This window comes from Pseudomonas sp. B14(2017), from assembly GCF_002113255.1.
GTDB lineage: Bacteria > Pseudomonadota > Gammaproteobacteria > Pseudomonadales > Pseudomonadaceae > Aquipseudomonas > Aquipseudomonas putida_Z.
On record NZ_NEJY01000024.1, the window covers coordinates 119,680 to 129,154 of the forward strand.

Sequence of the window (9,475 nt, forward strand, 5' to 3'; positions counted from 1 at the left end):
CCCTTTGCCCAGCCACCCTACCCGTCACACCATCGCCCGCCAATGGCAGCTGCTCAAGCTGCTGCCCGGCCGCCACCCGGGGATGAGTTCCACCCAGTTGCAGGCCGCCCTGACAACCGTGGGCCATATCACCAGCAAACGCACCGTCGAACGCGACCTGATCGAACTCGCGGCGCTGTTCCCGCTGCAGTGCAACAGCAAAGGCATGCCCTACGGCTGGTACTGGCAACCGGGCCTGAACCTGGGTGAAGCGCAGCAGTTGCAGCCTGATGCGCTCACACCCCCGGAACAGGTCGAGTTGCACGCCTGGGTCGATGATGCGCTGGCCCGGCGCCTGGAAGCGTCGCCCCTGTCGGCAGATATGCAACTGACGCTGCAAGCGGACGGTGGCGCCACCCTGGTAGCCACCGTCGACGACAACCGTGCGCTGATGGGCTGGCTGCTGTCCCAGGCCGGCTCGATCCGCGTGCAGGCGCCGCAGGCACTGCGCCAGGCCATGCTCGAACAGTTGCGCCAGAGCCTGGCGCTGCACGAGGGTGGTTGTTGACCGGCAAGCAAAAGTCATTGTCCCCCGGGCCGCTTTTTCCCATAGCTGGCCCTGCGCAGAATCTGCTCCTGACAACGCCTCACTATCAGGAGTACCCGATGAAACGCTTCAAGCCCCTGCTGCTCGCCGTCGCACTGGCGACCACTGCCCAGGCCACCCTGGCCGCCGACTGGCAGACCTCGCCCTACGGCAAACAGGATGAAATCGGCGCCGCCAACCTGCTCACCCCCGAAGTGGTCAAGCAGGCGGTCGGCCTGGTCAAGACCGGCAAGGCCTACCCGCTGGCCGTACCGGTGAGCAAAGACCTGCCGGCCTTCCGCCACCGCAGCTTCCACCTGTACAACATCCAGCCTGGCGAACAGGCCGGCCAGACCCTGGGCCGCAACAAGTTCAGCTTCAACGATGAACTGGTCAACGGCTGGACCGGCGTCGGCACCCAGCTCAACGGCATCGGCCACATCGGTATCGACAACGTCTACTACAACGGCAACAAGGCTGCCGATTTCGTCACCGTCGAAGGCGTGACCAAGCTGGGCGTGGAAAAAGTACCGCCAATGGTAACCCGCGGCGTGGTGCTGGACATGACCGCTCACTACGGCAAGGCCATCGTGCCGGGCGGCACCTCGTTCACCGTCGACGACATCAAGGCCGTGCTCAAGAAAGAAGGCATTACCCTGCGCAAGGGTGACGTGGTGCTGTTCAACACCGGCTGGCTGGAACTGATCGGCAAGGACAACCAGCAGTTCCTCGCCACCGAACCGGGCATCGACCTGCCGGCGGCCGAGTGGCTGGCGGACCAGGGCATTGTCGCCTTTGGTGGCGATACCTGGGCTTCGGAGGTATACCCGAACCCGACCGGTGAAGAATTCCCGGTCAACCAGTTCATGCTGGCCAAGCGCGGCATCTACAACCTGGAGCTGATCGACACCCGCGCGCTGGTGAAGGACAAGGCGTTCGAGTTCCTGTTCGTGCTGGGCCAGCCGCTGTACAAGGGCTCGACCCAGGTGAACATCAACCCCGTGGCGATTCACTGATCGCCGCGCCTGAAGGCTGACACGGTACCTGTGGGAGCGGGTTCACCCGCGAAGAAAGCGACACGGTGCATGGCACCGGCTTCGCCGGTGTTCGCGGGCTTGCCCGCTCCCACAGGAACCGCGCATTTTCTGAGCCCCGCGCCAAACCTGTGGGAGCGGGCAAGCCCGCGAAGGGCCGCAAAGCGGCCCCAGTTTGCCTAACTGACCGGGATTAGGGTTCACCCGCTCCCACAGGGGCCTACGTTCGGTCAGGCGATTCAGAACGTACCGGGGAACGCCCCGCCATCGATCAACAGGTTCTGCCCAGTGATGTACCCGGCATGCGCACTGCACAGGAACGCGCAGTAAGCGCCGAACTCGCCGGCACTGCCAAAGCGCGCCGCCGGGATGGCCTTGCGGCGCGACTGGGCGGTGGCTTCCACATCGCCACCTGCCGCCTTCAAGGTCTTCTGCAGGCGCGCCGTGTCGAACGCCCCAGGCAGCAGATTATTCAGCGTCACGTTGCTGCCCGCCAGGCGCTGCTGACGGGCCAGGCCGGCGATGAAGCCGGTCAGGCCACTGCGCGCACCATTGGACAAGCCAAGAATATCGATCGGCGCCTTCACCGCGCCGGAGGTGATGTTCACCACCCGGCCAAACCCGCGCTCGGCCATGCCATCGACCACCGCCTTGATCAGCTCGATGGGGGTAAGCATGTTGGCGTCCAGTGCCTTCAGCCAGTCCTCGCGGCCCCAGTCGCGGAAGTCGCCCGGGGGCGGGCCACCGGCATTGTTGACCAGGATATCCACCTGCGGGCAGGCTGCCAGCAGCGCCTGGCGCACCTCGGCGTCGGCGACATCACCGGCCACGGTGCGCACCTCGATGCCCGGGCAGGCCGCGCGCAACTCGGCGGCGGTCTGCTCCAGGGTGGCCTGGGTGCGGGCATTGATGACCAGGTTGACGCCTTCTTTGCCCAGCGCCTCGGCGCAGCCTTTGCCCAGGCCCTGGCTGGCCGCGCAGACGATGGCCCAGCGGCCGGTAATGCCTAGATCCATTGGGTTGCTCCTTGATGCAATGCAGTTACAGGGTCACTGGATCGGCGAAAACGCGGCAGGCATCAACAGCTTCGATTCCATCCGCACCAGCATCGGGAAGGCCACGGGGATGAAGCGCTCCAGCCAGTCCGCATCGCGGTACAGGGCGGCGCGGCGCTCGATGCGGTCGTCAAGGCTCTCGTAGGCCCAGATGTGCACCACCTGGTTCAGTTCGCCAATCTCGGTGTACCACCAGCCCACCAGCTTGGCGTAGCGCGAGATCACCGGCAAGCCTTCCTTTTCGAAGTGCTCCAGGTATTGCTTCATCTTGCCGATGTGCAGGGTGTAGGTACGCATTTCATAGAACATGGTCGTGGTTCCGTAAGAGGTTCAGAGGTTGCCGTGGTAGGCGTCGGTGATCAGGCGCTCGACATCACGCGCGGTGGTCAGGCGTGGGTTGACCAGCACGTTGCCGCTGCGCATCGAGTCGCTGACCATCTGCGGCAGGAACTCCAGGTCCACGCCCAGTTCACGGATGGTCGCGGGAATGCCGATGGCCTGGTTCAGGGCCACCACCGCATCCACCGTGCGTGCCGCGGCCTGCTCCACGCTGAGCCCGGTCACATCGGCGCCCAGGGCAATGGCGATGTCGCGGAAGCGCTCCGGGCAGGCCGGCAGGTTGAACTTGATCACGTAAGGCAGCAGGGCGGCGTTGGCGATGCCATGGGGAATGTTGAACACCCCGCCGAAGGTGTGGGAAATGGCATGCACGTTGCCCAGCTTGGACTGCGAGAACGCTACCCCGGCCAGGAACGAGCCCAGCAGCATCTGCTCGCGGGCCGCCATGTCGGTGCCGACGAAGTAGGTTTTTTCCAGGCTGCCGGCAATCATGCGAATGGCCTGCAGGGCCATGGCCTGGCTGATCGGGTTGGCCTGGCGCGACACATACGACTCGATGGCATGGGTCAGGGCATCCATGCCGGTGGCGGCGGTGATGGCCGCCGGCAGCTTCAGGGTCAGTGCCGGGTCGAGGATGGCCAGGCGCGGGAACAGCCGCGGGCTGACGATCACCGTCTTGAACAGCGTGCGCTTGTTGGTGAACACGGTCGACGCCGTGCATTCGCTGCCGGTACCGGAGGTGGTCGGGATGGCGAAGATCGGCAGCGGCGGCTGGGTCAGTTTGTCGTAGCCCTCGTAGTCGAGGATGTTGCCAGGGTTGGTGGCCATCGCCGCCACGCCCTTGGCGGTGTCGATGCTGCTGCCGCCGCCCACGCCGATCACGGCGGTGCAGTTGCGCTCTTTCAGCAGCGCCACGGCAGCGTCGAGCACGTCGGTGCTGGGGTTGGCTTCAACGGCGCAGAACAGCTGGTAGTCGATGCCCGCCTGCTCCAGCGAGGCGAAGAAGCCGGCCAGAATGCCAGCGTCGATCAGGCCCTGGTCGGTGACCACCAGCAGGGTGCCGTCCACGTACGGCTTGAGCAGCGCACCGGCCTGTTCGGCCAGGCCCGCGCCACATTTGGCAATGGTGGGGAAATGGAACTGGAATTGGCTCATGAGGGGTCCTCAGGCAACTGCGTTGTTCTTGTTGTGCCCGCCGTGACGCTGGCGGGCCGTGCCGGGGCAATCTAGAGCGCGGGCCAGGGCCGCCGATAATGAAAAGAGCTGATCCGCCAATAACCACTGCTTATCCCCTGCCTGGGTAATAAGCAGGCGTTATTGGCGGATCAGCTCTTTTCATTACCTGCACTGCCGGCAGCGCTCCAACAATCGGCCTGCGTAGTTGCTACGCCTCCCGATAATCACAACAACGAGCTCCTGCGATGAAGACCATCCCCTCCCCGGCCGACCTGGCGCTGCCCGCTGCGGCCCCGATGACCACGGTGCGCTGGCGCATCTTCCTGATCCTGTTGCTGCTGACCGCAATCAACTACATCGACCGCGCCTCGCTGTCGGTGGCGCTGCCGCTGATCGCCCCCGAATTCAACCTGACGCCGGCCATGGAAGGGCTGATGCTCAGTGCGTTCTTCTGGTCCTATGCCTTGATGCAGATCCCTGGCGGCATGCTGCTGGACCGCTTCCACACCCGCGGCATCATTGGCGCGGCAACCGTGGCCTGGGGCCTGTTCCAGGCACTGGGCGCGGCCTCGCACAACTGGCTGGTACTGCTGCTGACGCGCATCGGCCTGGGCGTGGCCGAGTCGCCGATCATGCCCGCCGGGGCCAAGCTCAATGGCGCCTGGCTGACGCCTAACGAACGTGGCCGTGGCGCGGTGCTGGTGGATGGCGGCGCGCCGCTGGGCAGCGCCCTGGGGGCGATCCTGATTTCCGGGCTGATTGCCTGGCTGGGTTCGTGGCGGTTGGCCTTCGTGGTGGCCGGGGTCGGCACCGTATTGGCCGGCATCCTGGCGTGGAAGTACATCCGCAACCACCCCAGCGAGCACCCGGGGGTGAACGAGGCCGAGCTGCGCCACATCACCGAAGGCAACGCCAGCGCCCATGCCGCGGCAGCCAAGGCCAGGCTGCCGCTGCGCGAGCTGCTGAAGGACCGTTCGATCTTTGCCATGTTCGCCGGCTACAGCTGCATCCTGGCAGTGTTCTACGGCCTGCTGACCTGGATGCCGAGCTACCTGCACAAGGCCCACGGCCTGAACATCTCGGCCATGGGCGGGGCGACCTTCCTGATCTTCATGTGCGGGTTTGTCGGCGAACTGATCGGCGGCTGGATCGGTGACCGCTGGCGGGCCAGCGGTGCCTCGCCGAACCTGGTGATGCGCACCATGTTCAGCGGTTCGGCGCTGGTGGCGGCGCTGTGCATCCTGGCGGCAGCCTATGTGGGCGAGACCGTCGCGGTGATCAGCCTGCTGTGCGTGGCGATGTTCTTCATCCGTTGGTGTGGGATGTACTGGTGCCTGCCGGCGATCATCGGCGGGCCGTCGCGCACCGGCGTGCTGGGTGGCACCATGAACTTCTGCGGCAACATGGCCGGAGTGCTGGTGCCGATCGTGATCGGGCTGATCGTGCAGTTCACCGGGGATTACTTCTTTGCGCTGATCTTCTTTGTGGTGGCTGCGGTGTTGATTGCGGTGTTTTCCAGCTTGATCGATTACCGCGAGCGGCAGTTCTGAGACCTAGATTGCGAGATCCCTGTGTGGCTTCAGCCGCGAACACCGGCAGAGCCGGTGCCATCCACCGCGTCGCCTGCTTCGCGGGTGAACCCGCTCCCACAGGTACGGCGCAGGCCTCGGGCTCACGCTTTACCTGTAGGAGCGGCCGTGGCCGCGAACACCGGCGTAGCCGGTGCCATCAACCGCGTCGCCTGCTTCGCGGGCTTGCCCGCTCCCACAGGTACGGCGCAGGCTTCGGGATCACGCTGTACCTGTGGGAGCGGCTTTAGCCGCGAACACCGGCGTAGCCGGTGCCATCCACCGCGTCGCCTGCTTCGCGGGTGAACCCGCTCCCACAGGGACGGCGCAGGCTTCGGGCTTGCGCTGTACCTGTGGGAGCGGCTTCAGCCGCGAACACCGGCGCAGCCGGTGCCATCCACCGCGTCGCCTGCTTCGCGGGTGAACCCGCTCCCACAGGGACGGCGCAGGCTTCGGGATCACGCTGTACCTGTAGGAGCGGCCGTGGCCGCGAACACCGGCGTAGCCGGTGCCATCCACCGCGTCGTATTCTTCGCGGGTAGACCCGCTCCCATAGGGGGCCGCAACAGGGCTCAACCGGCCGTAAGCTCCTCCACCAGCAACCGCGCCGCCGGTGACAGCGGCGCTGCCACCCGGTGCACGATCCCGAACGGCTCGCTCAGTGCCCGCAGCTTCACTGCCAGCGACACCAGCAACCCGCGCTGCTCGGCAAAGGCCGCCACGGCGCTGGGGATCACCGCCACCAGCGTCGGGTCGTCTTCCAGCAGCATGAAGGTGGCAAAGGTGGAGAAGGTTTCCAGCGGGTAGCGTGGCACCTCCACCCCCGCCTCGCTCAATTCACGCTCCAGCGCCTGGCGCATTGGCATGTTCGCCGGGTAGACAATCCAGCGGTACTGGCTCAGGTCGCCAACTTCCAGCGCCGCCGCACCGGCCAGCGGGTGCTGCGGGTGCGCGACCACCGCCAGCGGCTCCTGGGCCAGTTCGACAAAGGCGTAGTCCGCCGCGTTGCGGCCCAGCCCTGGCCGGCAGATGGCCAGGTCCAGGCGCCCTTCATCAAGCTGGGCCAGCAGGTTGGCACTGGTGTTCTCGGCGATCTCCACCGCCAGTTGCGGCTGCTTGCGGCGCAACCGCCCGAGGGCGCCGACCAGGGTCGGCATGGCACCCATGATGCTACCCACCGCCAGCCGCCCACCCTGGCCCTGGACGATGCCAAGCACCTCTTCGCGCAAATGCCCCAGGTCACTGTGAATCAAGCGCGCATATCGCATCACGCAACGGCCTACGTCATTGGCCACCAGGCCGCTGGGCAGGCGCTGGAACAACGGCACACCCAGCACCTCTTCCACCTCGCGCAAGGCCTTGGTGGCCCCGGGCTGGGAAATCGCCATGGCCTCCGCCGCCTTGTGCAGGGAGCCGCAACGGTCCAGTTCGATGAGCAGGCGTAACTGACGCAGGCGCAGGCGGGAAAAAATGGAGTCCAGGGAGGGGATCATCGGGCAGGCTCGGCATGGGTCTTGTAATGCCGAGCACTATAGAGGGTTGTCAACGGGCGATTGTTGAGTTTACGGCAAATGTCCTTTGCCCTGAAGACACGCCCGGCAAGCTCACGCCACGCGCCGACGCGACAGGCAGGCATACCCCAGGCCCAGCACGCTGGCCGCCAATATGCCCAGCAGCACTATCAGCTCGCGGCTGTAACGGGCCACCCAGGCCGGGAAACCGATGACCTCGCGGTAAACCTGTATGTCAGCCTTGCCATCGGCGTGACTGATGCTGACCCCGCCCTGGCGGATCTGCGAGTAGTCCGCATCGAAATACACCCATACCTTGCACGCGCCACCCGGCTCGATGACGGGGATGTCCGCTTGCATGGTGGAGGTTTCCAGGATGGTGTCATTGCCAGCTGCATCGCGCACCTGCACCAGGCCTTTCGCCGGCAGGCGGATTTTCACCAGGCGCACCTGCGCATCACCGCTGTTGCGCAGCTCGATGAGCAGACCGGTACGGTGGTCGACCAGCCCGGCCTCGAAGGGCTTGGCGAACAACTGGGCATACGGCGCCTGGGCCATTTCGATCAGCCGCTCGACCTGATCGTGGCTCAACCCGCCCTCGCTGATGGCATTGATACGCCCCTGCAACTGCTCGTACTTGAGCTGCTCGCTGGCTTTGGTGATGCGTTCGCTGAACTGGCTGGGATAGGTGAGGTAGGCATAGGTCAGCGATGCCTCCAGGCGCGGGTTGCCCCTGAGCAACCCATAGGCGGCCAGCAGGACCATCAGGCCAAGCAGCACGGCTACGAGGAGTTTCCCCACCTTGTCCCAGCTCAATGCGAACTTCCTTCTGTCGTGATACAGAGATTCAAACTGGCCAAGGGTGCCAAGTTCATGGCCCCCAGGCAAGCCTGACTAAGGCTCCTGCTCGCCTCCCCGAGCCTGGCGCAACTGCTGCAACTGGCCGTCGATCAGCGCCTTGGCCATGCCTGCCAGGTAATACGTGGCCTGCATCATCGCCTTGCGGTCACCGGGCCGGTCGATGGCCTTGCGGGTGAGTTCGGTAATGCAGCCCATGATGCTCGAGGCCTCCATCAGCGCCGTACGCATTGGCAGCTGCGCGTTCATCTGCACCAGTTCGGCGCCGCCGTTGCCAAAACGGCCCGCTGCACGCACGACATTGAGGTTGCTGCTTTCTTTCGGAGTGTCTTTGTCCATGTCCATTCCTCGGGGTTACGAGCGTGCCGAGACTAGGGCGCTGCATGCCCCGCCACAATAACCTTGGGGGTGGAAAGGCTTACTTTCGGAAATGGACTACAAGGAACCTACAAAGGGGATGCTCCACCACCACTCAGGCTCTTGACCGGCAACCGGCAGTGACGGACGATCAATCTCCCCCCACAAGGATGAACACCATGCTACGGATACTGGGCAGAGCCTCCTCCATCAATGTACGAAAAGTCCTGTGGGCGTGCGCCGAGTTCGAGGTCGCGTTCGAGCGCGAAGACTGGGGGGCGGGTTTCAAGCCCACGGACAGCGCCGAGTTCCTTGCGTTGAACCCCAACGCCATGATCCCGGTGATCCAGGATGGCGACTTCACCCTGTGGGAATCCAACAGCATCATCCGCTACCTGGCCACGCGCTATGGCGCCACCGGGTTCTACCCGGGCGAAGCGCAGGCGCGGGCCAGGATCGACCAGTGGATCGACTGGCAGGCCTCGGACCTCAACCGTTCCTGGAGCTACGCGTTCATGTCGCTGGTCAGGCACTCACCCGCCCACCAGGACCCACAGGCCCTGGCCGCCGGCTGCGCGGACTGGGCGCGCTACATGCACATTCTCGACCGCCAGCTGGCAAGCACCGGTGCCTACGTGGCCGGCAGCCAGTTCACCTTGGCCGACATCCCCATTGGCCTGTCGGTCAACCGCTGGTTCGAAACGCCGTTCGAGCACCCGCACCTGCCGGCCGTGCGCGATTATTACGAGCGGCTGAGCGAGCGCCCGGCCTATCACCTGCATGGCCGTAACGGTACGCCGTGATGGGCAAAACTGTGGGGCTGCTTTGCAGCCCATCGCGACACAAGGCCGCTCCTACAAGGAATCGCGGTTTCCTGTAGGAGCGGCCTTGTGTCGCGATGGGGCGCAAAGCGCCCCCGAAGATCTCCACCTGTTACACAGCAACCTGACTCGCCGCAGCCCCCGCCCGCCCCCGCCAAGCGAACAGCAGCACCAACACCAGGCCCAAAACC

At 65.1% G+C, this 9,475-nt stretch carries 10 protein-coding genes; 4 read left to right on the forward strand and 6 right to left on the reverse strand.

From position 1 onward, the window contains the following. Window positions 1-4: 4 nt before the first annotated feature. Entirely contained in the window at window positions 5-547 is a 543-nt protein-coding gene (locus tag CAG34_RS23590) for a WYL domain-containing protein (protein WP_085592749.1), read from the forward strand. A 98-nt stretch (window positions 548-645) separates the two neighbouring features. Continuing rightward, window positions 646-1,581, forward strand: coding sequence for a cyclase family protein (locus tag CAG34_RS23595; RefSeq protein ID WP_085592751.1), 936 nt, complete (start codon window positions 646-648; stop codon window positions 1,579-1,581). Between the two features lie 257 nt (window positions 1,582-1,838). On the opposite strand, the gene CAG34_RS23605 is transcribed toward CAG34_RS23595, so the two are convergent. Genes CAG34_RS23605 through CAG34_RS23615 form a run of 3 tightly spaced genes read right to left on the reverse strand, consistent with a single transcriptional unit; the run spans window position 1,839 to window position 4,148 of the window. Continuing rightward, window positions 1,839-2,615, reverse strand: a complete 777-nt coding sequence (locus CAG34_RS23605) for an SDR family oxidoreductase (protein WP_025338589.1) — start codon at window positions 2,613-2,615, stop codon at window positions 1,839-1,841. A 33-nt stretch (window positions 2,616-2,648) separates the two neighbouring features. After that, entirely contained in the window at window positions 2,649-2,963 is a 315-nt protein-coding gene (locus CAG34_RS23610) for an NIPSNAP family protein (RefSeq protein WP_013972037.1), read from the reverse strand. A gap of 21 nt (window positions 2,964-2,984) precedes the next feature. Continuing rightward, a complete protein-coding gene (locus CAG34_RS23615) occupies window positions 2,985-4,148 on the reverse strand; it encodes an iron-containing alcohol dehydrogenase (RefSeq protein ID WP_085592755.1) in 1,164 nt (387 codons plus the stop codon). Between the two features lie 266 nt (window positions 4,149-4,414). Here CAG34_RS23615 and CAG34_RS23620 point away from each other — a divergent pair, with 266 nt between their 5' ends. Next, window positions 4,415-5,719 (forward strand): MFS transporter, encoded by a 1,305-nt coding sequence (locus CAG34_RS23620; RefSeq protein ID WP_075044788.1) that lies wholly within the window; start codon window positions 4,415-4,417, stop codon window positions 5,717-5,719. Between the two features lie 590 nt (window positions 5,720-6,309). On the opposite strand, the gene CAG34_RS23630 is transcribed toward CAG34_RS23620, so the two are convergent. The 3 genes from CAG34_RS23630 to CAG34_RS23640 all read right to left on the reverse strand — a co-directional run bounded on the left by CAG34_RS23630 (window position 6,310) and on the right by CAG34_RS23640 (window position 8,445). Further along, window positions 6,310-7,230, reverse strand: a complete 921-nt coding sequence (locus tag CAG34_RS23630; protein WP_085592758.1) for a LysR family transcriptional regulator — start codon at window positions 7,228-7,230, stop codon at window positions 6,310-6,312. Window positions 7,231-7,341: 111 nt separating this feature from the next. Continuing rightward, window positions 7,342-8,064, reverse strand: coding sequence for a hypothetical protein (locus CAG34_RS23635; protein ID WP_085592760.1), 723 nt, complete (start codon window positions 8,062-8,064; stop codon window positions 7,342-7,344). A 78-nt stretch (window positions 8,065-8,142) separates the two neighbouring features. Further along, on the reverse strand, window positions 8,143-8,445 hold the full coding sequence (locus CAG34_RS23640) for a DUF3077 domain-containing protein (RefSeq protein WP_025338583.1): 303 nt from the start codon (window positions 8,443-8,445) through the stop codon (window positions 8,143-8,145). Between the two features lie 197 nt (window positions 8,446-8,642). On the opposite strand from CAG34_RS23640, the gene CAG34_RS23645 reads away from it, so the two are divergent. Next, a complete protein-coding gene (locus tag CAG34_RS23645) occupies window positions 8,643-9,266 on the forward strand; it encodes a glutathione S-transferase family protein (RefSeq protein WP_025338582.1) in 624 nt (207 codons plus the stop codon). Window positions 9,267-9,475 lie beyond the last annotated feature (209 nt).

Excerpts from the sequence above, each read along its gene's own strand:
- CAG34_RS23595 (WP_085592751.1), top strand. The coding sequence starts at position 646 with ATGAAACGCTTCAAGCCCCTGCTGCTCGCCGTCGCACTGGCGACCACT.
- CAG34_RS23605 (WP_025338589.1), bottom strand. The coding sequence starts at position 2,615 with ATGGATCTAGGCATTACCGGCCGCTGGGCCATCGTCTGCGCGGCCAGC.
- CAG34_RS23610 (WP_013972037.1), bottom strand. The coding sequence starts at position 2,963 with ATGTTCTATGAAATGCGTACCTACACCCTGCACATCGGCAAGATGAAG.
- CAG34_RS23615 (WP_085592755.1), bottom strand. The coding sequence starts at position 4,148 with ATGAGCCAATTCCAGTTCCATTTCCCCACCATTGCCAAATGTGGCGCG.
- CAG34_RS23620 (WP_075044788.1), top strand. The coding sequence starts at position 4,415 with ATGAAGACCATCCCCTCCCCGGCCGACCTGGCGCTGCCCGCTGCGGCC.
- CAG34_RS23630 (WP_085592758.1), bottom strand. The coding sequence starts at position 7,230 with ATGATCCCCTCCCTGGACTCCATTTTTTCCCGCCTGCGCCTGCGTCAG.
- CAG34_RS23640 (WP_025338583.1), bottom strand. The coding sequence starts at position 8,445 with ATGGACAAAGACACTCCGAAAGAAAGCAGCAACCTCAATGTCGTGCGT.
- CAG34_RS23645 (WP_025338582.1), top strand. The coding sequence starts at position 8,643 with ATGCTACGGATACTGGGCAGAGCCTCCTCCATCAATGTACGAAAAGTC.